This is a genomic window from Paenibacillus nasutitermitis (assembly GCF_014641075.1).
GTDB lineage: Bacteria > Bacillota > Bacilli > Paenibacillales > Paenibacillaceae > Paenibacillus_Z > Paenibacillus_Z nasutitermitis.
This window is the reverse complement of sequence record NZ_BMHP01000002.1, coordinates 1,904,484-1,927,769: the sequence shown is the minus strand read 5'-3', so window position 1 is coordinate 1,927,769 and position 23,286 is coordinate 1,904,484. Positions and strand designations below refer to the sequence as shown.

General features: G+C 53.0%; 21 protein-coding genes. 16 read left to right on the top strand and 5 right to left on the bottom strand.

Annotation, left to right across the window (positions count from 1 at the left end; translation table 11 throughout):
* The first annotated feature begins 78 nt into the window (after positions 1-78).
* Positions 79-1,890, top strand: a complete 1,812-nt coding sequence (locus IEY46_RS19040; protein ID WP_188993626.1) for a M3 family oligoendopeptidase — start codon at positions 79-81, stop codon at positions 1,888-1,890.
* A 126-nt stretch (positions 1,891-2,016) separates the two neighbouring features.
* Complete coding sequence (gene ndk / locus IEY46_RS19035) at positions 2,017-2,490, top strand: nucleoside-diphosphate kinase (protein ID WP_188993624.1); 474 nt, start codon at positions 2,017-2,019, stop codon at positions 2,488-2,490.
* A gap of 93 nt (positions 2,491-2,583) precedes the next feature.
* Here ndk and IEY46_RS19030 read toward each other — a convergent pair whose 3' ends face one another.
* Entirely contained in the window at positions 2,584-3,222 is a 639-nt protein-coding gene (locus IEY46_RS19030) for a nitroreductase family protein (protein WP_188993622.1), read from the bottom strand.
* A 353-nt stretch (positions 3,223-3,575) separates the two neighbouring features.
* On the opposite strand from IEY46_RS19030, the gene IEY46_RS19025 reads away from it, so the two are divergent.
* From IEY46_RS19025 to IEY46_RS18980, 10 genes are all read left to right on the top strand, one after another.
* Positions 3,576-4,715 (top strand): AAA family ATPase, encoded by a 1,140-nt coding sequence (locus tag IEY46_RS19025; RefSeq protein WP_188993620.1) that lies wholly within the window; start codon positions 3,576-3,578, stop codon positions 4,713-4,715.
* Positions 4,681-5,919 (top strand): TadA family conjugal transfer-associated ATPase, encoded by a 1,239-nt coding sequence (locus IEY46_RS19020; protein ID WP_188993618.1) that lies wholly within the window; start codon positions 4,681-4,683, stop codon positions 5,917-5,919. The genes IEY46_RS19025 and IEY46_RS19020 overlap by 35 nt, the downstream gene beginning before the upstream one ends.
* Entirely contained in the window at positions 5,916-6,755 is an 840-nt protein-coding gene (locus tag IEY46_RS19015) for a type II secretion system F family protein (RefSeq protein WP_188993616.1), read from the top strand. Before IEY46_RS19020 ends, IEY46_RS19015 begins: the two co-directional genes overlap by 4 nt.
* Positions 6,756-6,770: 15 nt before the next feature.
* Positions 6,771-7,652, top strand: coding sequence for a type II secretion system F family protein (locus IEY46_RS19010; protein WP_229750366.1), 882 nt, complete (start codon positions 6,771-6,773; stop codon positions 7,650-7,652).
* A gap of 84 nt (positions 7,653-7,736) precedes the next feature.
* Entirely contained in the window at positions 7,737-7,925 is a 189-nt protein-coding gene (locus IEY46_RS19005; protein WP_188993613.1) for a Flp1 family type IVb pilin, read from the top strand.
* Positions 7,918-8,640: a TadE/TadG family type IV pilus assembly protein gene (locus IEY46_RS19000; protein WP_188993611.1), complete on the top strand. Its 723-nt coding sequence runs from the start codon at positions 7,918-7,920 to the stop codon at positions 8,638-8,640. The genes IEY46_RS19005 and IEY46_RS19000 overlap by 8 nt, the downstream gene beginning before the upstream one ends.
* Positions 8,641-8,678: 38 nt before the next feature.
* Positions 8,679-10,913, top strand: a complete 2,235-nt coding sequence (locus IEY46_RS18995) for a DUF5702 domain-containing protein (RefSeq protein ID WP_188993609.1) — start codon at positions 8,679-8,681, stop codon at positions 10,911-10,913.
* The gene (locus IEY46_RS18990; protein WP_188993607.1) at positions 10,876-11,841 is read left to right on the top strand and encodes a TadE/TadG family type IV pilus assembly protein; all 966 of its coding nucleotides are present in this window, start codon (positions 10,876-10,878) and stop codon (positions 11,839-11,841) included. Before IEY46_RS18995 ends, IEY46_RS18990 begins: the two co-directional genes overlap by 38 nt.
* Positions 11,842-11,873: 32 nt before the next feature.
* Positions 11,874-12,392, top strand: coding sequence for an A24 family peptidase (locus IEY46_RS18985; RefSeq protein WP_188993605.1), 519 nt, complete (start codon positions 11,874-11,876; stop codon positions 12,390-12,392).
* Positions 12,393-12,411: 19 nt separating this feature from the next.
* Entirely contained in the window at positions 12,412-14,166 is a 1,755-nt protein-coding gene (locus IEY46_RS18980) for a DUF6382 domain-containing protein (protein WP_188993603.1), read from the top strand.
* A gap of 33 nt (positions 14,167-14,199) precedes the next feature.
* On the opposite strand, the gene IEY46_RS18975 is transcribed toward IEY46_RS18980, so the two are convergent.
* From IEY46_RS18975 to IEY46_RS18965, 3 genes are all read right to left on the bottom strand, one after another.
* On the bottom strand, positions 14,200-15,102 hold the full coding sequence (locus tag IEY46_RS18975) for a TIGR01777 family oxidoreductase (RefSeq protein WP_188993601.1): 903 nt from the start codon (positions 15,100-15,102) through the stop codon (positions 14,200-14,202).
* 88 nt (positions 15,103-15,190) lie between these two features.
* Entirely contained in the window at positions 15,191-15,709 is a 519-nt protein-coding gene (locus tag IEY46_RS18970) for a LytA/YqiH family protein (RefSeq protein ID WP_188993599.1), read from the bottom strand.
* Between the two features lie 158 nt (positions 15,710-15,867).
* The gene (locus IEY46_RS18965) at positions 15,868-16,281 is read right to left on the bottom strand and encodes a DUF2621 family protein (protein WP_188993597.1); all 414 of its coding nucleotides are present in this window, start codon (positions 16,279-16,281) and stop codon (positions 15,868-15,870) included.
* Positions 16,282-16,618: 337 nt separating this feature from the next.
* Here IEY46_RS18965 and IEY46_RS18960 point away from each other — a divergent pair, with 337 nt between their 5' ends.
* The 4 genes from IEY46_RS18960 to ppnP all read left to right on the top strand — a co-directional run bounded on the left by IEY46_RS18960 (position 16,619) and on the right by ppnP (position 21,649).
* Positions 16,619-17,746, top strand: coding sequence for a deoxyribonuclease IV (locus tag IEY46_RS18960; RefSeq protein ID WP_188993595.1), 1,128 nt, complete (start codon positions 16,619-16,621; stop codon positions 17,744-17,746).
* Positions 17,747-17,827: 81 nt separating this feature from the next.
* On the top strand, positions 17,828-18,727 hold the full coding sequence (gene purU, locus IEY46_RS18955) for a formyltetrahydrofolate deformylase (RefSeq protein ID WP_188993593.1): 900 nt from the start codon (positions 17,828-17,830) through the stop codon (positions 18,725-18,727).
* A 414-nt stretch (positions 18,728-19,141) separates the two neighbouring features.
* Entirely contained in the window at positions 19,142-21,157 is a 2,016-nt protein-coding gene (gene tkt, locus IEY46_RS18950; RefSeq protein ID WP_188993591.1) for a transketolase, read from the top strand.
* A gap of 174 nt (positions 21,158-21,331) precedes the next feature.
* A complete protein-coding gene (gene ppnP, locus IEY46_RS18945; protein ID WP_188993589.1) occupies positions 21,332-21,649 on the top strand; it encodes a pyrimidine/purine nucleoside phosphorylase in 318 nt (105 codons plus the stop codon).
* Between the two features lie 97 nt (positions 21,650-21,746).
* Here ppnP and IEY46_RS18940 read toward each other — a convergent pair whose 3' ends face one another.
* Positions 21,747-23,078 carry an NAD(P)-binding domain-containing protein gene (locus tag IEY46_RS18940; RefSeq protein ID WP_188993587.1) on the bottom strand — a complete coding sequence of 444 codons (1,332 nt, stop codon included), beginning with the start codon at positions 23,076-23,078 and terminating at the stop codon, positions 21,747-21,749.
* Between the last annotated feature and the right edge of the window lie 208 nt (positions 23,079-23,286).

Below are 23,286 nucleotides of genomic sequence, written 5' to 3'. Positions count from 1 at the left end.
TTCAGTTATACACCGATGACGTGGAAATCGCAACGCATGAACCAAAGTAGATAACTAGCCCGGAGGAGGAAAACAGTCATGGAACAGGGATATCCGCAAAGCTGGAATCTGGATGTTTTTTACGAGGGAGGCTCGAAATCGGCTGATTTTGCCGCGGAGCTAAAGGGAATTGAGCAAGATATCGATACATTGGACCAAGGGCTGCGTCCCTATGAGGCAGATGGGAACGGGAATGCTGCTGCTTTGGACAAGCTCTCTGACTGGACGGATCAGATTCAATCCATCCTGCTTCGTTTGCGCCAGGCGGAATCGTTCGTTTCCTGCCTGATGGCGCAGCAGGTCAAAGACACTGCGGCCAGTGGTCTGAGTGACCGGGTTAAGACATTGGCCTCCAAATTCAATGCCGCGCTCACCAGCTATGATGAACAGCTGCGGCTGACAGATGAGAGCCACTGGCAGAACTGGCTTGAGCAGGAGGATATCCGGCCGCTGGCATTTACGTTGAATGAGCGGCGCAGCGCGGCTAAAGAAAAGCTGCCGCCGAGTCTGGAAGCTTTGGCTGGTGAGCTGGCTGTCGATGGTTATCACGGCTGGGGCGATTTCTATAACACCATCGTTTCCCGTGCCCGCTTTGAAGCGGTGGATAAGGAGGGGGCGGCAGTAACGCTCTCGGCTGGACAGATGCACAACCGTCTTTCCAGTGGTAACCGGGACGAGCGGATGGCGTCTTTCGCAGAATGGGAACGAGAGTGGGGCGAGCAGGCAGAGCTGTGCGCAGAGACGCTCAACCGCCTTGCGGGGTTCAGGCTTAAGCTGTACGGCAAACGAGGCTGGGATTCGGTTCTGAAGGAGCCGCTATCGATGAACCGGATGAGCCGGAAAACGCTGGACGCGATGTGGAGTGCCGTGAACGAAGGGAAGCCCGAGCTTGTCCGGTACCTGCATCGTAAAGCCGAGCTGCTCGGCGTAGCCAAGCTTGACTGGCATGATGTCGAAGCGCCGATCGGCTCGGCTACCCGTACGGTTCCCTACGATGAAGCGGCTGCCTTTATTTTGGAGCAATTTCAGGCATTCAGTCCCGATTTGTCCGAATTCTCAAAGATGGCTTTCCGTGACGGCTGGATTGAAGCAGAGGACCGTCCCGGCAAACGGCCAGGCGGATTCTGTACAGCATTCCCAAAAAGCGAACAGACCCGAATTTTTATGACCTATTCAGGCACAGCGTCCAATATTTCCACACTGGCGCATGAGCTGGGGCATGCTTACCATCAGCATGTGATGAATGATCTTCCGCCTTTTGCCCAGGAATATGCCATGAATGTGGCAGAAACCGCTTCGACCTTTGCGGAGCTTATCGTAGCCGATTCAGCTTTCCAGGCGGCTGAGGATCCGGATGAGAAGCTTGCCCTGTTGGAGGACAAGCTTCAGCGGTCAACCGCATTTTTTATGAATATTCATGCCCGTTTCTTGTTCGAGAGCCGTTTCTACGAGCTCCGCCGGGAAGGGATGGTTGACCATGAGCAGCTGAGCAAGCTGATGGAGGAAGCGCAGCGGGAAGCCTACAGCGGTATTCTGGGAGAAGCGCATCCGCATTTCTGGGCGTCGAAGCTTCATTTTTATTTGACGGATGTGCCTTTCTATAATTTCCCGTACACCTTCGGCTATCTGTTCAGCAGCGGTATCTATGCGGCTGCAAGAGAGGAAGGTCCGGCATTTGCCAAGCGTTATGTGGAGCTGCTGCGGGACACTGGCGTGATGACGGTAGAGGAGCTTGCCCAGAAGCATCTGGGCGTCCGCCTCGATGAGCCGGACTTCTGGCGCTCTGCGGTTGCGTTGACGACAGAGGATGTACGCACCTTTCTGGAGCTGACAGAGAACCTCAAGGGATAACGGGATATAGGATTCGACTGCTGCTGTCCGGACTGATTCTCCATGGCTGCATGAATGGAAACTGGCGGATTATGGAAAGCTGTTAAAGCAAGCTCATCTGCCGGATATCCAAAGGAGACTAGCCGTATGGAACGAACATTTGTAATGATCAAGCCGGATGGGGTCAGAAAAGGGCTCATCGGCCCTATCCTTACGCGGTTTGAGCAAAAGGGCTTCAAGCTGCAGGAAATGAAGCTGATGCGGATAGAAAGGGATAAGGCCGAGCAGCATTACCAGGAGCATCGGGAAAAAGCTTTTTTCGGGGAGCTGGTGAGCTTCCTGACCTCTGGACAAGTATGCGCGATGGTGTGGGAGGGGCCGAATGCGGTAGCAGCTGCCCGTCTACTGATTGGCCATACAAATCCGGCGAACGCGGCGCCTGGAACGATCCGCGGTGATTTTGCCCTCGAGGTCGCCGAGAATATTATTCATGGCTCCGATTCAGCCGAAAGCGCGGACCGGGAAATGGAGTTGTTCTTTGGAACGGACGCGAAGCCGGGAATTCCAAGTTTTGATGTGGATGAACTCGATTCCTATCCTGCGCATGGTACGATCCATTAAAAGCCCGGCAAAACAAAAAGGAAAAAACTCTTGGCTCACCCGTAACAGGTGGCTAAGAGTTTTTTTTGCATCCGATGTGAAAAAATCATGAATTTAGAAGGATTCGTGGATAACAAGCTTCTCAAGCGGCAAACGGTCTGTCGCCCGCCCTGGAGCTGCGGCTTCGCCGATGGGAATCATCATGACCGGAAAATAACGCGAAGGAATGTTCAGCGTTTCAACAAGCTTCGCGGCATCGAACCCGCCCATAGGTACGGAATCATAGCCTTTCGCTTTGGCGGCCAGCATCAGCTGCATGGAGACAAGACCGGCATTCTTGTTGGCTTCATCACGGGCGATTTGGGGATTCTGATAAGCGCCGTCGATCTGGCCGATCAGATTATCGCGGATTTGCTGGGTAACCTCGCCTGCCGCAACCTTCTGATCATATACTTCCTGGCCGGTAAGATTAGCTTGCAGATCACCCAATATGATGACGACAACAGAAGCATCTGATACTTGCTTCTGGCCGTAAGCAATCGGCATTACGATATCCTTCTGGGCTTGCTCGCGGATGACAAGAAAACGCCACTGCTGCAAATTCCAGGAAGAAGGGGCGGCTGCTGCAAGCTCTAATATTTCATTAAGCACACTCTCTGGAATGGTAACATCCCGCTTGAACTGGCGTACAGAATGACGCTGACGAATGACTTCTTCGGTGGATAAAACAGGGGTATTGGTTAATTGACTCATTTTATATCTCTCCTTATGGTGGTCTTGGTTGGTTGATTTTCTTATTATAACTAACTTACTAAAAGTAATCAACTATAAATCAAATGATTTATATGGCTAAGCCGAAGATAGGATTTTGGAGATAAGACAAAGGTTTTGTGGTTTTAGGGGTTGACGATGTACGCTATGTCGTGGTAAATTGTGGACATTCATAAGTGAAGCGATACGGAAGCACCGTAATTGCGCAGAATATCTGCGCTTTTACGGTGCTTTTTTTGTTTTTTTGGCCAATAAGGGGATGTAACTGCTTGCGTTACGGAACCGATTGTTGCTCACTTTATTTTTCAGGATTTTCCAAGGAGGACACAGGGGCTGTGAATAAACGAAATCTGATCATCGCAGTCAGGGAAGCCGAATATATCGAACGTCTTGCCGACTATATCCGGCATTCGCCGTTCGGTGAGGACTGGCAGCTCACGGCTTTTACTAATCCGGCCGCCCTGCGGCATTTTATCCGTGGCGGATACGCTGTCGATTTAATTGCGGCCCAGCCCCACATGCTTGATGAGCTGGGGGAACAAACAGGTGCTATCCCGCTTGTGGCGCTTGTAGGACGAAGCGGTCAATATCCGAATGCAGCAGAAGTGCTGCAGTATCAGCCTCTGCCTCAGCTTCTGCAGGCATTATCCGCGGTCCATGCCGCTACAGGGGCGAGCACAAGCCGGACCGAAGGAGAGGAGTCTCCTGTTGTCGCCGTTTATTCTGCAGCAGGGGGAATCGGCAAGACGATGCTTGCGCTGCAGCTTGCAAGACAAGCCGGAGTCCGGGGGATGCGGGTATTTTATTTGAACCTGGAGCAGTGGAATGCGACCTCGCTTTGGCTGGGGGACGAAGGATCCGAGGATTTTCCGCAGATGCTCTATACGCTGCAGGCACAGCCGGATAAGTCGCCGCTGCGCTTATCGGAGCTTAGGAAGCGTCACGCCACGCTGCCGATGGATTATTTTGCGCCAAGCGGGAATGCCGAGGAGTTGTTGTCCCTGAGCGCCGACCAGACTGCCCTGCTCATTCGGACGATTGCCTGCGCCGGACAATATGATCTTGTGATTATTGATCTGGACAGCCGGCTCGAGGAACTCCACCATGCCGTGCTTCAGGCGGCCGGCCATATATTATGGCTGGTTTCAGGAGATGGGGGTGTTCTGCGGAAAACACAGCTTGCCCTTCGTTACGGCGAGCAGAAATGGGGGAATGATTTTCTGAATTGCCGGCGCAAGTTCAAGTTTATTAATGCCAGGTCCTTGAATAACGATCCCATATGCGAGGAGGCATTGAAGCTGCGGCTGGCAGGCTCGCTGCCTTTTATGCCGGAATGGGCGGGCGGATATAACGTGTTGGAGGACAGTGGATCGCCCGCATACCGCGGCGCTGTGGAGTCTCTCTTGGTGAGACTGGCGATTTTGGAAAGGGGAGGGGAAGATGCAGGAGGAAATCGTATTGCAGCTAAAGGCTAAGATCCGCGGGCAGCTTGATATGGACAATGCGATGTCGGATGCGGATTTCATGGAGGTGATTGAAAGAAACGTCTTTCAATGGTCGCGCGAGCATCCGCTGACGGCAGGAGGCAAGGTACAGCTTGTACGCCGTCTGTTCCATGCCTTCAGAGGGCTGGACCTGCTGCAGCCGCTGATGGATGATCCCACAGTCACGGAGATCATGATCAACAGCCACGAGGAGATGTTTATTGAGCGTGCCGGCAAGCTGATGCGGCTTTCCCTGTCTTTCGAGAGCCGGGAGCGACTGGAGGATCTGATCCAGGCGGTCGTTGCCGGCGTCAATCGCGTCGTGAATGAATCCTCGCCTATTGTGGACGCCAGATTGAAGGATGGCTCCCGTGTTCATATTGTTCTTCCGCCGGTAGCTCTGAAAGGACCGACAATGACAATCCGCAAATTTCCGGAGAAGCCGCTGTGTATGAAGGATTTGATCGCACTCGGGGCCCTTACGGAAGAAGCGGCGGATCTGCTGCGCAAGCTCGTCTCCGCCAAATACAATGTTTTTATTAGCGGGGGAACAGGCTCGGGAAAAACCACCTTTCTAAATGCCCTGTCCCAGTTTATCCCTGCAGATGAGCGGATTGTCACTATCGAAGACTCTGCGGAGCTGCAAATTGCCTCTATCCCCAATCTGGTGTCGCTGGAGACGCGCAATGCCAACACGGAAGGCAAGGGCGAAATCACCATGCGCGAGCTGATTAAGGCCTCGCTCAGGATGCGGCCCAACCGCATCATTATCGGCGAAGTCCGCGGCGGGGAAGCGATTGATATGCTGCAGGCGATGAATACGGGGCATGACGGTTCCTTATCAACCGGCCATGCCAACAGCGCGCGCGATATGATGGCAAGGCTGGAGACCATGGTGCTCAGCGGCGCGGAGCTGCCGATTATAGTTATCCGGCAGCAGATTAGCTCCGCGATCGATATCGTCGTCCATTTATCGCGCATGCGCGACCGCTCGCGGCGGGTGACGGAAATTTGCGAGATTACCGGCCTGCTGAACGGCGAAGTATCGCTTCAGTCACTTTACCGCTTTGAAGAAGAAGGAGAAAAGGCTGGACGGGTTATCGGGGCCTTGAGACCAACAGGGAGCCGTTTGCAGCGCAGGTGGAAGCTTCAGATGGCAGGCCTGGAGAGTGCTTTAGGGGAGGAGGTGGGATGAAGCAAAGAGCAGCAAAAAAAGACGGACGCTTATTGGCATGGCTTGGTTGGCCACAGGAGGCTTCCCGTGTTGGCAAGGCGCAGGGGGGAGCAGGTTTGACGGATTATTCTCACTATCATTTGAGCAGACGTCAGTTCGTTTATGCCGCTCTTGCGGGAGGGGGGCTCTTATTCACAGCCGCCTATCTATTCTACCATTCTGTCATCGTGGCGCTGATTCTGTCAGTGGCTGGCCTGATCGCCCCGCGATTCAGCCGCAGAACGCTTCTTGTCAAACGGAGGCTCAGGCTGACGCTGCAGTTTAAAGAAGCGTTATTCTCGGTCACATCGTCACTGGCAGCAGGACGTTCCGTGGAGAACGCCTTTGTTACGGCGCTCGACGATTTGCGTCTGCTGTATCCCGATCCCAAAACCGAGGTGCTCGTTGAATTTGAGATTATCCGGACGCGCATGGTTTATGGAGAGCCGCTGGAGCATGCGCTTGAGGACTTGAGCCATAGAGCCGGAATCGACGATATCGCCCAATTTGTTGATGTATTTACAACCTGCAAGCGATCGGGAGGCGATCTGGTTGAGGTAATCCGCCGAACTTCCCAAACCATTGGAGAAAAGCTGGATATCCAGCAGGATATTGCTGTGATGCTCGCCCAGAAACGTTATGAGTCGCGCATCATGATGGCGGTCCCTTTCATTTTTCTTGCGTTTCTCGGTTTCGCCGCTCCCGAATATATGGAGCCCCTATATGGCGGAATGGGTTATGTTCTGTTGACGGTGTCCTTGCTGCTCTTGAATTTGTGTTATTGGATGATGACGAAAATTATGGATATCCGCATGTAGGAGGGAGTGACGATCATGATCCTGCTGATCGGAGCAGCGCTTACCATGGTGTGGGCTGCAGCATTCATCCTGTCCGGCAAACAAAACAAGCACTACGCCGCCGCCTTGACCGGTCAAACTTCTCTGGATACGCCCAACAACAGAAACCTGCTGATAAAGCCGTTCTATTTGCTTCTGGACAAGTCAGGGGTATGGGACCGGACACAGACACAGCTGACTGGCTTGCACGGCAAGCTTCTCATTCTGGGAGGAACCGGCTGGACCATTGAATCGACAAGACTTTCTCTTGCCTTCTCCGTGGGAACCGGTTATTTGGCTCTGACGGCCAGCTGCTGGCTGTGCCTGCTCAGCGGAGAAAATGCGCTGCTGCTGATCGGCGCTTTGCTTGGCGTGGGTATCCCTGCCGCCAAGTGGAGGGATGCCCGAAGCAAGGTTGAGCGGCGCAAACGGGAGATCCTGCTGATGCTTCCTGAAGTCATCAGCAAGCTCATGCTTTTGCTTGGCGCAGGGGAAACGGTGCAGCGGGCGCTACAACGTTGTGCTAGGCGGGGAGACGATAAACAGGCGGGCACGCTTATTGAAGAGCTCCGGAGGGCAAATGAAGGCATCCGGAATGGGGAGTCGTTTGCTTCTGCCATGGAGGCCTTCAGCAGACGCTGTGCGGTACAGGAGGTATCACTGTTTACAACGACCCTGCTGCTCAATTACCGCCGCGGCGGGGACAGGCTCGCATTATCCCTACAGGAACTATCCTATACGTTGTGGGACAAACGCAAAGCGGTTGCCAGATCCCTTGGCGAAGAAGCATCTTCCAAGCTAGTGTTTCCACTTGTCGGGATCTTTCTGATTCTGATGATTCTTGTCGCCTCACCGGCAGTCATGCTGATGGGCGGCTAATAGGCAAAGAAGCCACCAGTGAATGAAATCAACTATCAATAGAATGCGGTTACGCTGCAATCTAACAAAAGGAGAAAAACAAAAATGGAAAAACAATGGAGCGGTATTCGTAAATTCTGGCAAGAAGATGAAGGAATCGGCACATTGGAAATTGTACTCATTATTGCCGTCATTATTATATTGGCGCTGCTGTTCAAGGATTGGATTATTGGACTGCTGAGAGATCTGATGGGCGAAGCGGATAACAAAGCAAACGAAATCTTTAATGAATAGCCGGATCCGGCGCTGGCTGAGGAACGAGGAAGGAAGCTTCACGCTGGAAGCATCCATGGTGTTTCCGGCGATCTTCTTCGCGCTTCTGACCTTGATCCTGCTGAGCATGTATATGTATCAGAAGGTCGTGCTTTACGATGCGGCGTCCATCTCGGCGGAACGGGCAGCATTCCGCTGGGATAACAGCTATCGTGATCCATTAAGCGGCATGGGCCAGACAGGGAATTATGATGGCTTGTATTGGCGGATTTCAGATAACGGCGCTCTGAAGTCGTTGTTTGGATTCGATGGAAGTCCTGCCAGCGGCGGGTATACCGTACAGATAGGCGACATCGATGAAAGTGCCGGCGAGACAAGCGGCGGGGACCGGATTGATGATTCTCCAAGCTCCCTTCCAGCGCTCAAACTGAGCAGGACAGCGAAGCGGATTCCGCGGCCGTTCGAAGGCGAAATGAGCTACTCCTACGGGTTGCTGCAGAAGGGAATCGGGGTCAAGCTGCGGCAGCCCTTGTCTATCCGTCCTTTGGAGCTGATGCTAGGTCATTCCGAGCCCCGAGCCGCCAGTTCAGCGGAAATTGTCGATCCGGTAGAGCTGATTCGCAATGTCGATCTGGTCCGGTATTATACAGCCAAGTTTGAGCGGGAACCCGGCGGCGAATCCAAGCGAAAGCAAGCCGCAGCGGTGCTTGATAAACGTTCCAAGCAAAAGCAATAACTTATAAAAACCAGAGATTTATCGGGCTGCCAAAGGAGGTGTCGGTCATCGGAAAGCATTCACCTAGTACGCGGCTGGACAAACACACGGGCGGATTATTCTTACGCGAGGACGGTGCTGTGTCTGTTTATTTGGTTGTCGCTACAGCAGGGATTCTGCTGCTGACCTCCCTATTGATTGACTATGCCCGAATTGCCGCCTTTCACAAGCAGCTGGAGGTTGCCGCCCAATCGGGCATCCGCTCAACGCTGTCCGCTTATGATAACCAGCTGTACGAGCAATACGGATTGTTTGGTGCGGGCGGCACTGATCGAAATGAAATATTCCGTCATGTTGCAGAGAACAACTGGATGGATAATGATGATGCCTTCCAAATGCTGCGTATCAAGCCGGTGGATGCTCATGTGAACAGCTACGAGGTTCTCGGCACCCACGCGGTGTTTAAGCGGCAGGTGCTGGAAGAGATGAAATACAAAGCCCCTGTCGACTTTGCGCTCGAAGTGGTTTCCAAGTTCGCCCCTTTGGCGGAAGCGATGAAGGAGGCTTCAACTTCCGTCGAGGTGCTTGAAGAGGTACGCAAACTCTATGACAAGAGGGAGAAGCATCTGGAGAAGACGCTTGAGCTGCAGCGGAAATCGGCGCGTGCTGCGGAACAGGAGATGGATGGCTTATTGGCAGTAGGCGGTATGGGTCAATCAGGCGGTGCGGTAGCGGGAATTGTTTCGGGGTATGGATCATATCTGGGTTGGATTGCGCATGATTCTGCGCCCCCTGCAGGAGCAAGGCCGAAATATTCGCTGGAGATAGGTTCATACGCTATGACTGCCAGGGCGGTCTCCAATGATTTGGCCCATAAAAGCAGCAATGCGTTGATTCGTCATCGGGAATTGGAACCGGAAGCCCTTGAGCAGCTGGAGGAAGCCCGGCGATGCAATGATGAAATGAGTGCTGTCATTCAACGGCTGCAGGATAATCGGGACAATACCGGGTATGACCTGATCAGCGGGGAGCAAAGCAACGATCAGCCAGCCTCCGGGGCTTCGGCTCCTGCATCGCAGCTGCAGGAGGTCAGGCAGGCCGCGCAGGATATGATCCTTCCGTCGGAGTGGTTTGCTGGTTATAAAGAGGAAGTTACCGCTCAAACTCGCAAATTCAACTCATTTAATGCCGGAACGGCAGGCTTTCAAAGCGGTGTTTCGGCTGCTCTCTCCAACCCGGGTTCTGGCGCAATGATGTCCGGAAGCGCTGAAAGACTGCAGCAAGCCTTTAATCAGTATGCAGATGATTATATTCGTCCTGGAGTCGTGATCAAGGCAAGAGCTGACGGGTTGAATGAGCGTCAGTCCTCGGACGAGCAGCGAAAGGAGAAAGAGAGAGAAGCCAAATCAAAGTGGAATGAGGTGCGCGGCTGGATGAAAGGGATGAGCGAATCCGGTCAGTCGGAGCATCAACAAGCTTTCGATGAGGTGAAGCAGCGCTTTGAGGCCAATCTTCTCTTTAATGAGCTGGGGGCAGACGAAGCGATCTCGGGGGAGGAGGCAACGGAAGATCCTCATGATGCGGCTTCGGCATCTATGAGCGGGATGGGTTCGATATTCTCGGGGATGGCTGATATGCTGACAGGCATTCGCGATCCTCTTTATATGAATGAATACATCGTACACCGCTTCAATGCTTATGATCCTAAGAACTTTGAGTCGATGATGAAAAGCACAGGCGATAGCGGGTTTTCAGATTCTCTAGCTTTGGGCAACCAGGAGATAGAGTACATTCTATATGGATTCCATGATCCGGCCGCCAATATTGCTGCGGCATACGGCGAAATTTTTGGTGTCCGTCTGGCTGTCAGGACGATGGAAGGGCTGGTCGAGTGCAAAGGCATGGGCCATCCGCTGCTTGTACTTGCAGCAGCTTTGCTGTATGGCTTGGAAAAATCCATAGCAGATATGATGATGCTTGCCAAAGAAGGGACGACTCCTTTATCGAAGTATGTTTCTACGAATCTGACTTACCTTGATTATTTGCGCGTCTTTCTGCTGCTGCATGGAAACAGCGAGAAACGGACCTCCCGGACGATTGCCGTTATTGAGCAGAATACGGAAGTCATATTGGCTGGCACGTCCACAGGCCTGACTGGCGAGTTGAGCGCATCGGTGAATGTATGGTTTCTGCCGGGGCTGATGAGAAGCTTTACGGTACTTGGATTATTGAATGGAAAGGTGAAGGGCGGCCGCTATGAAGCGACTAAAACAATTGGCTGGTCGTACCAGTAAGCGTCAGGGGGAGTCGGGAAGCATAGCGCTGGAGGCAGCACTCATTATGCCAATCGTGCTCATGGTTATTATTTTCTTTATTTGCTTGATCCAGTTGTGCGCTGTACAGATGGCGCTCCATGGAGCGGCATCGCAAACGGTCCGGCAGGCTGCGGCCAATATCCGTCCTGTTCAGCTTGCTTCCGCTTATGTCTCGGAGCATCTGCCGTCAGACGAGCCGTCTTCTTCCCGTCAGCCGCCTTTGCCGGGTATAACCCTTATCGCCGACAAGCTGCAGGAATGGCTCCCTTCGCCGGCGGGACTGCTGATGTCTTCTGTCTTGACGGGAGATTGGAAACCTGTAGAAAATGCGGTTGCGACTGAGGTTGCCCGGGCTGTTGTGGAGCCGATGCTGCGGCGTGAGGCGGATCAATCCATTCTGGACCCGGAGCTATTGAAGCTAAGTCTTCTTTCCCTCCCGGATTTGGAACACAAAACGGAACCATATCTTCGTATCGAAGCGGAATATACATTCAAGCTCGGCTTTCCATTCACCAAGAAAACGATTGTGCTTAAGGATCAGGCTGAGGAGCGGGTATGGGTCAGCGATGCGGTTCCGGCTAAGCGGGGGGAGACGGAGGGGGGAGAAACGGCACAGGCATTGGTGCTGATTGTTTCCATAGAGCCCGACCCGCTGAGGCCGGGGCGCCAGGCTCGTCTGGTCGTGCAGACTGATCCAGGGCGCACGCTGGATCTGGTTATCCATTATAAGAGCGGACGCAGCCAAGCGAAGCATCTGGGCACTGCTACGGCTGACTCCGAAGGCAAGGTGTCCTGGCAGTGGCTGGTATCGGGCAATACGACACCGGGCGTTTGGGAGCTGACGATAACCGCGGACGATGGTACGAAAGTGACACGACATTTTGTGGTGCAAAAGAAGACAAGTTAAACCTAGATAAAGGGATGGAGGGGCATTGCAAGATGGAAACCATGATTTCCAGCAGCGCGGCTGCTCTGCTGTTGGCTGCCGCATTCATCAGCGACATCAGAGCGATGCGAATTCCTAATATGCTGACGGTATCTTTTTTTGCGGCAGGCTGCATGTTTCACCTGGTTTGCAGCGGCCTCGAAGGTGTTTATCATTCGCTGCTGGGTGCAGCGGCGGGTTTTCTGCCGCTGCTCGCGATATATCTGTTGAAAGGGATCGGCGCCGGCGACGTGAAGCTGTTCGGTGCTCTTGGGGCATGGATCGGCGCGGCTGCGGTTGTCCAGGTATTCATGTACGCTATTTTGTATGCCGGCGCGGTGGGAGCTGTCTTATTGTTCTTTAACGGGAAATTCGGACGCCGTCTGAAAGCTTGGCTATATTCCTTTTTTATTCCTGCCGTAGGGCGAAAGCGGGAGTCAATCAGGGAACTGGCGGCGGAAGGCCTGCGGTTTCCGTTTATGCTTGCAGTCGCACCAGGAGCATTGACGTTTTGGCTGATGATCGGCTTTTAAGGGAGAGGAGGGATTGAGGATGGGATTGGAAACGTTACGCATCGATTTTACGATGAACCGGGGGCATGAGATGATTGTTGACCGGGAAACCGGGATTACCCGCGAACAGTTGGATGAGATTGAGATCCAGATGCTGCAGGCGCATAAGATTCCGAAGCTGCTTCATGTTGAATGGATTGATATCGACGGGCAGGTCAGCTTTCGCTACCCGCTGAACGGCAAAAGGATGCTGCTGCATAAACTGCAGGCTCAGCCGTTTTCGATGGAAGACTTTTATCAGCTTCTGCTGGCCGTTGTGGAAGCTCTTGACGATTGCCGGCATTATATGCTCCGGTCTTCCGGATTCATGTTGCATGAACAATATCTTTTTGTGGGGGACAGCTGGCAGGATATCGGTCTGGCCTATCTCCCGCTTCGCGGCGAGGGCGTTCTGCCATCAGCCGGTGAAGCGGTGCTGGCGATGGCTGTCCGATGGGTCGCCCACATTGAGCAGCCGGACGGCATCGGTCTGCAGCGTATTTTTCAGCATTTGAGGGGGGATTTCGATACGTGGGACACACTGCGGCAATCCCTGCTGAACCTTATTCAGGAAAACCACTCTACTACTCCTGATCGTGCCCCATCCACAGGAACGGCTGCAGGCTTTAGTCAGCATTCCGTTCAGCCGAATACGCGGCAGCAGCCGGTTATTCGCATCAGCAAGCCTGGAATTAGGGGGGAGCCTGAGCCGGAGGAGGGCCGCCTTGCTGCGAATAAGCAGCATCAAGCGTGGGACTCTGCTGGGACGGAGGAACGCGGCAAAGCATTAGGAACAACTGCTGAAGAAGAGCTGGCGGTCACGCAGTTGGAAGGCGAAGAAGAGAAGCAGGCTGATTCCTCCAGAAAGACGTGGATATCGGCTACCGTGTTTATTGTGGCTGTTGCTCTGATATGGCGTTATCTGTATCTGGCTTCGCCGTCAAGGGCGAGTTTATTGATTAGCCTGGGACTTACCGTAATGGCTGGAGCCGCGATGCTGTTTTACAAGCGCAGGGCAAGCGGTCCTGAGGCAGCGGAACTTGAAAGGCAAGACGGAAGCAACTGGCAGGAAGATGAAGAGGGGTTTGTCCCGGATTCTTCGTTACTGGGCGAAAGCGGCATGAGTTCCTGGTCCAAACGTTTGTCTGCCTTGAAAGCACAGCCCGCTGCAAGTCCTAGTCCATCTCCTTCTATAGTAAATACGATTCAAGAAAGCTGGGACAAAAACGATATCCTGCCAGAAATAGAATCGTCCAGGCGGCATGTGGATGTCATTGCAGGGAACCCTTACTTCCATCAAGCTGCTGGTCGGCTGGAGGCAGAAATTAACCCAAAGTCAGCGGGTAAAGCCGCCGTCTATTCGATATCTCCCGGAAATATGGCGGGTCAGCAGGATGCAACCGTACTGCTGGGTGACGGTCCTCCCGCTTCCGGGGAGGGGCGGCAGGCTGTGCCTTGGCTGGAGAGGGAGGCAGATGGCCAAAAGGATAGGATCCCGTTGCAGTCTGAACGTTTTGTCATTGGACGATCTGCGGATGCGGCGCATTATGTGGATGTGTCATCGGGCTTATCCCGCTCTCATGTGGAACTGAATCCGGACGGCGATTTATGGACGGCCAAGGATGTAGGTTCAAGAAACGGAAGCGTATTGAATGGAGATATGATGATTCCTTATAAAGCCTACCCGCTGCACTCCGGCGACATTCTTCAGCTAGCAGGCGAAAAAGGCCCGAAATACAAATTTCGGACCGGCTAACAGGATATTGCGGTTTGCGGCACAAACGTGGCTTTATTTATGCTTGGCCAGCTGCTCCATAGCGCTTTTGATGGTCGGGTAGCGGAATTCGAAACCACAGCTTAACGCTTTGCGCGGAAGCGCCCGCTGTCCTTCCAGCAGCAAGGTAGACAACTCGCCAAACATCATCTTCATCATGAAAGCCGGCACCGGAAACCAATGCGGCTTATGGAAAGCAGCCCCCAGCGCCCGTCCGAAAGCATCATTGGTCACCGGCTCGGGCGCACTGGCATTGACGGGGCCTTCCAGCTCATTATTGTCGATGCAGAAGAGCAGCAGCCTGACCATATCTTCAATATGAATCCAGGACAGCCACTGCTTCCCGCTCCCGATTTTGCCTCCGGCAAACAGTCGGTAGGGCATCGCCATTTTGGGGAAAGCTCCGTCATCGCGTGCAAGAACCACGCCAACCCGGACTTTGACCAAACGGGGGATGTCAATCAGATCGGCAGCGGCTTCCCATTTCTGGGAAACGTCTGACAGAAAATCGTTAACGTGGATCGGACTTTCCTCGTCGAATGCGGCATCCCGCGAAGTGCCGTATATGGAAATGCCCGATGCATTCACCACTACGCCAGGCATCTGCCTCAGAGAGGCAACAAGCTTCCCAACCTGCTCCGCAGCGTCGAGCCGGGATTGCAGAATCTGCAGCTTGGCTTCTTCGGTCCATTTTTGGTTAATCGATTCTCCTGCCAGGTTCACAATCGCGTGTAAGCCCTCAAGCGGCCCGGCAGAAGCAGCAAGCTCGTCCCAGGTGACGCGCACGAGGCCCTCGCGCTCCTGCTGGCGGTTGCCGGCCGAACGGGAAATGATTATGACTTCATCGCCACGACTCAGCAATGCATCTGCGAGCCTTCCGCCTACAAAGCCGGTTCCGCCAGTCACCGCTACCTTCATTTCACGACTCCTCCGTTTCGTTTGTTCCATCCACCCTGTCATACAGACGCGGGAATGCCGGCTATTACACGGACAGTCTTACGGGCGATTATTTTTGCTTAATGCTTTTCAGCCACAGCTGCTTGACCTTTTCGCCGCCCGCATCTGTTTCTTTCTCAACATATTCGAATATTACACTGGCATCATCGCTAATATCGGCAAGCTGCTTGGACACTTCGTTGTCCACTTGAAAAACGGTCGCCGTACCTTCAATATTGATTTCCACAGAATGCGTGTCTATTTCGCCGACATACTCACCTTCAGCTTTCAATATTTTATCCTCAACAGGATCTGTCGGTGTATTGCCTTCCGTTCCCGGGTCTGCATCAGTCCCGTTGTTATCCGATGGTTCGGATGGTTCAGGATCAGGCAGTGCCGTATCGGGATCCGTCACGCTTCCATTGTTATTAGTGTCCGTGTTGGCCGGGGGATTGGCAGATCCTCCATTAACCGGCGTATCATTGTTATCACCGCTGCCGCATCCGGCCATTACGGTAAGGGCAATTGCACAACTGATCAGCCAAAGCGTTCTCTTCTTTTTGTTTGGTTTGGTTTGTGTATGGTTCATTGAAGAACACCTCCTGCTATCTTTAACGTATGTATACCCCTTAAGGTTTCTATTCAATCCGGACATGTCTTTGGCCGGATACAGGTAAAGCCACCTTCGGGGTGGCTTTATACGGCGTATCTGCCGGGTTTGGGACAGGCATCCAGCAGTATGAATGATTATTTGTTGAGCAAATGCTTGTAGGGGGTATAATCGATTCCTTGCTTCTCCAGAAAACTGACCAGACTGCGGTAATCGCGTTTAGGCGTGGCGCGAATATATCCTTCGATGCAATGGTTCTGTGTAACTTCCGTTGCTCCGCTTTCCACAGCAACCTGCGCGATTTTTGCGGCGATGGAATGCTTGGCGATATCGCGGAAGGCTTTTGGCACTGGCGATACGAGCCGTTCCAGAAAGGTTTTGGAATCTTCCGGCCACATTTCCCTGCTGCGGTCCACCCAGTAATTCTGCCAGTCAAGCTTGGATTTGCCGTCACGCTGGGGCAGAACCTTCAAAAACTTGCGGAACATAAAGAACCCGCCTATTGCCATGAATCCGAGCAAGACGAAAGCCCAGAATACAATGAAATACATAAACCAATCCGGCGCATTGCCCACGGTCGTTCACCTCTCCATGTCTAGTATAACTGATCCGCAGCCAGCTTGGTAAGCACCATGCGGATTGTTCACGATTTAGACAGCAATGTTGACTTTATTATAATGCACGCCGTAGAGGGCTGCAACATCGGTATAGAAGGAATTCCCCCGCTTGCCAGTCACGAAACAATAGGCGTCTATGCAAAAAAAGGCTCGTCGCTAAGACTCCTAGATTTATTTGTCTATTCCCTGTAAAATAGGAGGGACAAACAGTTGCTAGACGTGCTGTAAATAATAGAAGCTGTTAGATATGAAGGGAGCGTATAAATAACTTATGTTGAAAATCGGATCCCATGTTTCTTTTTCCGACAAAGGGCTATTGACTGCAACCCGCGAGGCGATTTCATACGGTTCGAGTTCATTCATGATCTATACCGGTGCGCCGCAGAATACAAGGCGCAAGCCCATTGAAGATTTATACATCGAAGAAGGCAAGGCGCTGATGAACGAAGCGGGCATTGGCGAAATTGTCGTTCATGCCCCCTATATTATTAATCTTGGCTCATATAAGGCAGATACGTTTGAGCTTGCGGTCCGCTTCCTGCAGGAAGAGATCCGGCGTACCGACAAGATCGGGGTGCGCAATATCGTCCTGCATCCAGGCGCGTATACCGATAAGGATGCGGATTACGGCATAGCCCGGATTGCGGAGGGTCTTAATGAGGTGCTTGACGGCACAAAGGAAACGAATGTCAACATCGCCCTTGAGACAATGGCCGGAAAAGGAACGGAAATCGGCCGCAGCTTCGAAGAGCTGGCGCGGATCATCGAGAAAGTGGGCGAGAATGACCGTCTGACCGTCTGCATGGATACCTGTCATATGCATGACGCCGGATATGACCTGATTGGCGATCCCGATGCCGTGTTTTCCGAATTCGACCGGATCGTAGGGCTGGATCGTGTGGCTGTGGTGCATGTCAATGACACCAAAAATCCGCGCGGAGCGGGCAAGGACCGCCATGCTCCCGTAGGTGCGGGATTCCTCGGCTATGAAGCGATCAACCGGATCGTGCACCATCCCGAGCTGAAGGACCGGCCATTTATTCTGGAGACGCCATGGATCGGCCAGGAAGACAAAACGCAGCGCCCCATGTATGAGGCGGAGATTGCCCTGTTGCGCGGAAATACCACGGAACGTTTCGGTGATGAGTTTCTGAGCGACGTGGAGCGGCTGCATCATTTCTTCGGCAAACAGGATATCGATCATCGGGAATTTGTGCTTCAGACCTGGGAAGTGCTGAAGAATGACGCGAAAGCGAAAAAAGCCGATCCGCGGGAGCCGATGGACCGGTTGTACCAGCTGGTAGCGGAGAACCGGATCCTGCCCGAGCTGTCGGAAGAAGCGATTAACCAGCGTATAACCGGATGGTTTGCTGGAAAGTCGCTGCTGGTAAACGCGTAGCGCTTGCCAGCAAGGTGCCTGAATAGTTTTTCGTAAGCTTTCGCAACAACTAAGACAGCATGGAAGGAAGTCTGTTACATTATGGATAATACGTATCAACCTCAGCAGCTCTTGGCGCGTTCCGAAAAGCGGCACCGGGCGAGAATGCTGATCTCCTGTCCCGACCGTCCGGGCATCGTTGCAGCCGTTTCCCATTTTCTGTACGAGCATGGGGCAAATATCATCCAGTCGGACCAGTATTCGATGGATCCGGGCGGAGGCATGTTCTTTATCCGCTTTGAATTTGATTTGAATGACCTGGAGCGCGAGCTGCCTGTACTTCAGGAGGATTTTGCCCGTGTGTCCGACCGATTCGAGATGAAATGGTCGATCTTCCGCGCCAGCCGCAAGAAACGCCTGGCCGTATTTGTTTCCAAAGAAGACCACTGTCTGCTGGAACTGCTCTGGCAATGGCAGGCCGGCGACCTGGAAGCCGATATTGCCATGGTTATCAGCAATCATCCGGACATGGGAGAGCTCGTGAAGTCTTTCGGTATCCCATTTCACCATATCCCGGTCAAGGCGGACGCAAAGGCCGAAGCCGAGAAACAGCAGCTTGAAGCGGTGACCGGCAAAGTCGACCTCATCGTGCTGGCACGTTACATGCAAATTATTTCTCCGAAGTTCATTGAGCAGTTTCCAAACCGCATTATTAACATTCATCATTCCTTCCTGCCGGCATTTGTCGGCGGCAAGCCGTACGCCCAGGCTTATCAGCGGGGTGTGAAAATTATCGGCGCCACGGCCCATTATGTGACGGAGGAGCTTGACGGCGGCCCCATTATCGAGCAGGACGTCCAGCGCGTCAGTCATCGTGACGATGTCGACAATCTGAAGCGGATAGGACGGACGATTGAACGTGTTGTGCTGGCCCGCGCCGTAAAATGGCATATTGAAGACCGTCTTCTGGTCCATCAGAACAAGACCGTTGTTTTTAATTAACCCGAGAACGCTGTCTTGCCAAAACGTATCCAATGCCGTGCTTACGGTACGGATACGTTTTTTGCTCCAGGGGGAGGATAGCGCTGGCGGTTCTCTTCCTGTCATTGATAGAATCTGAATGGATGCTGTGAGAGGGTATTGTCCTCCATGCTGGTCTGGCGAAGCCGGTAATGAGGCCGGTTCTTTTTGGATACAGACGACAGAATGTTTTCGCCGGCCAACTCATAAAGGATGGAAAAGACGGGAAGGTAATGGTACAATATTTCAAAGCCAGTGCGCCAAAAAAAGACAGCGCAATAGAGAAAAAAAGGTTGGTTCTTGGGGTTTATAAGCAAAGTTTTGGGCCTGTATTATACTTTCTTATAAATGAAGAGAAAATAGGTACGGACATGAGAATAGGAGGAGTTAAACGTTATGACAGTCACACAGAAATCCATCGACCAGCTTTCCGTTGATACAATCCGCACGCTTTCGATCGATGCGGTTGAGAAAGCCAATTCCGGCCACCCGGGTATGCCAATGGGTGCTGCTCCTATGGGTTATCAGCTTTTTGCCAAAAGCATGCGTCACAATCCATCCAATCCGACATGGATCAACCGCGACCGTTTCGTATTGTCGGCAGGTCACGGCTCCATGCTGCTTTACAGCCTGCTGCATTTATCCGGTTACGACCTTCCTATGGAGGAACTGAAGAACTTTCGCCAATGGGGTTCAAAAACGCCGGGTCACCCTGAGTTTGGGCATACGGCCGGTGTTGATGCGACAACCGGACCTCTTGGCCAAGGGGTAGCTATGGCTGTCGGTATGGCTATTGCGGAAGCGCAGCTTGGCGCAACCTACAATAAAGAAGGCTATGAAGTAATCGATCATTTCACCTATGCCATCTGCGGTGACGGAGACCTGATGGAGGGTGTTTCGAGCGAAGCGGCATCCATGGCTGCACATATGAAGCTTGGCAAACTCATTATGCTTTATGATTCCAATGATATTTCCCTGGATGGCCAATTGAACCTCTCCTTCTCGGAAAATGTTCAGGGACGCTTTGAAGCCTATGGCTGGCAGGTTTTGCGCGTGGAGGACGGCAATGATCTGAATGCTCTTGCCGGTGCGGTAGCAAAAGCGCAGGCCGAGAGCGGCAGACCGACTTTGATCGAAGTGAAGACCGTTATCGGTTACGGAAGCCCGAACAAAGGCGGCAAAGGCGGACATGCGGGTCCACACGGCTCACCGCTCGGCGCCGACGAAACCAAGCTGACCAAGGAGTTCTACGGCTGGGAGAACGAGGCTTTCTTTGTGCCGGATGAAGTTCGTTCCCACTTTGCAGAAGTAAAAGCCAAAGGCGAGAAAGCCAATGCCGATTGGAACAACAGGTTCGCTTCCTACAAAGCGGCTCACGCCGATCTAGCCGCCCAGTTCGAGACGGCGATCAGCGGAAAGCTTCCTGCGGGCTGGGATAAAGAGCTTCCGGTGTACACCACGGAGGACAAAGCGTTGTCCACGCGTGTTGCTTCCGGCAATGCATTAAACGGATTGGCAAAATGTGTGCCTAACCTCGTCGGCGGTTCAGCTGACCTGGAAAGCTCAACCATGACTCATCTCAAAGGGCTGCCGATCTTCCAGCCTGGCGAATACAATGGACGGAATATCTACTTCGGTGTCCGCGAATTTGCGATGGCAGCAGCTATGAACGGAATCAGTCTTCACGGCGGACTGAAAATTTACGGAGGCACCTTCTTCGTCTTTACGGATTATCTTCGTCCGGCGGTTCGTCTGGCTGCCATTATGCAGCAGCCGGTTGTTTATGTCCTGACCCATGACAGTATCGCTGTCGGCGAAGACGGTCCAACCCATGAGCCGATTGAGCAGCTGGCATCGATCCGGATTATTCCGGGTCTGACCGTTATCCGTCCGGCGGATGCGAATGAGACCTCTGCCGCCTGGGCATATGCGCTTGAGAATGGCAGCAAGCCAGTGGCACTTGTACTGACGCGTCAGAACCTGCCCATTCTTGAAGGCACCATTGCAAATGCGCGCGAAGGGATCTCCAAAGGCGCGTATGTGGTAGCGGATGCTGCAGAAGGCACCCCGCAGGCGCAAATTATTGCGACCGGCTCGGAAGTACAGCTTGCTGTCGCTTCGCAAAAAGCATTGGCGGCTGAAGGCATTCACGTTCGTGTTATCAGCATGCCAAGTTGGGATCTGTTCGAGCAGCAGTCTCAGGAATACAAGGATTCCGTTCTGCTTCCGGATGTTAAAGCGCGTCTTGCCGTTGAAATGGCATCACCATTCGGCTGGGAGCGTTACGTTGGCGATAAAGGCGCTATTCTCGGCATTGATACCTTCGGTGCATCCGCCAAAGGCGACAAAGTCATTGAAGAATACGGCTTTACCGTTGCCAATGTAGTCAGCAAAGTAAAAGCGCTGCTGTAGTCAGTCTAAAAAACCAGCAGTCAAGCTCTTCAATGAGGCGGGGGCGGTCGCGTGATGCGGCTTTTTAGTCCCCGCCTTATTTTAAATCCAAAGCCCGGAAAGTCCGGCCATTTGTATCACAGTTCCTGTTACAAGCTCAAAAATCTGCCGTTCCCGAAAAAGGAGTTTATTCACATGTCCCAATTTGAAAATGTAACCATCGTTAAGAAAGCCAATGTTTATTTCGATGGTAAAGTAACGAGCCGTACCGTACTGTTCGCGGATGGCACCAAGAAAACGCTCGGCATCATGATGCCTGGGGAATATGAGTTTGGTACGGATGCCAAAGAAATCATGGAAATTCTTGGCGGTCAGCTGCAGGTATTGCTTCCAGGCGAGGAACAGTGGACCGCGATCTCCGGGGAAGGGGAATTCACGGTTCCCGCCAATTCCAAATTCAAGCTGAAGGTGACAGCCGTAACGGACTACTGCTGCTCCTATATTCAGGAATAGGCAACGAAAAAAGACTGCTCTTGAGGTTCGTCCTGTCGGACAACCCGGGCAGCCTTTTTTTGGAGGTGGCAAATGGAGATCTCTGCCGAACGCTATTTCAGCTGTGTGGCACGCTGTTTCCGTCGGCAGCAGTAATATGTTTGTTGATATAGGATTCCAGCTGCAGACGCTGATAAGGAGCAAGCCCTGTCAGCAAGCAGCCGTAACGGAACTGGTTTACGCTGGTTTCAATACGGATAATGCGTCCGGTAACCGGAGGCAGCTCCGAATCCTTGGGAAAATGGATGACGACAAACATATCCAGCTCCAACGGGGAAACGGTGGCAATCTGGAGCCCGCTATCCGAAAGGTTGCAAAGCGTCCCTTCAAGCAATTGGCCAGAGAACGCGCCTTCCTGCTCCCATTGATAGATTGACAGCTTCAGAGGAATCTGCAGCTCTACACGTTCGCTTCTTCTCCGGTCAGCAGCGGATTCCGAATGGTTATGGCCTGCAGTTTCGGCGCTTGCTGCAAATTCCTGGTGGCCTTGCCGGTCTTCCGCGTGGCTGGTGATCCGTTTGTTGATCCACTGCTCGTAGCAGTTGGCTACCGACGATAAGTCCAAATCGCCGAGTCCCATGGACTCACCCATCTGGAACAGGCTTTTTACCGTTTCCAGAATAGGGGTTGGGGTCTTCAAGCCGTCGGACAACTCGGAGGACAGACGGAGATCCTTAAGCATCAAGGAGAGAGAGAATTGAACGCTGAAGTCGCGTTCAAGCAGCTTCGGTCCTTTCATATCGGCCATCTTGCTGGATGCGCCGCCGGATTGTACAAGCTCGATGAAGGAGGCGGCATCGATGCCGCCGCTCGCCGCGATGGCCATGCCTTCGACGAGCCCGGCCACATTGATGCCGACGATCGTGTTATGGGCCAGCTTAGCGGTCGCACCGCTGCCGCTAGGTCCCATAGGAATGACTTTGCGGCCCATCGCAAGCAGCACCTCCTCGGCGCGCCGGAGAACTTCGCGATCGCCGCCAACCATGAATACGAGCGAGCCGTCCTCTGCGGCAGGTTTGCTTCCGGTTACGGGAGCATCCAGGAAATCGGAGAATCTCGCAGCGGATTCGGCTGCAAGCTGTCGGACCAAAGCAGGGGAAATCGTGCTGCAGTCGATAATAACCGTACCTGGCATGAGGCCGCTGAAGAGACCGTTGTCGCCATAATAGATTTCACGGATCGCGTCATCGTGGCTGACCATCGAAATAATGATTTCGGAGCCGCGCGCAAGAGCAGCGGGAGTCTGGGTTTGGTCGCCGCCAAGCTCAAGGAGCTTGTCCATTTTGCCAGGGGTACGATTATAAAGGGTGACCTGGTACCCTTTGCGAAGCAAGTTTGCCGCCATGGGTCCGCCCATAACGCCAAGACCGATAAAACCGATTTTAACCATCCGCTTCCATCTCCTTGTTTGTCGAGTCAGGTTCTACTCATCTTATCAGACAGGAGAAGGGTTGAACAACAAGGAAAGAGCGCTGCCGGACCGTTAACAAAGAGTGAAACGGTCTATACCGGGCAGCGGTACGGTCAGAGGCTGCGGCGGCATGAAGGAGACTTGGGCGGCGGCCGGTTCACGGCATTCCCTTGTTTTTGACGAAGAA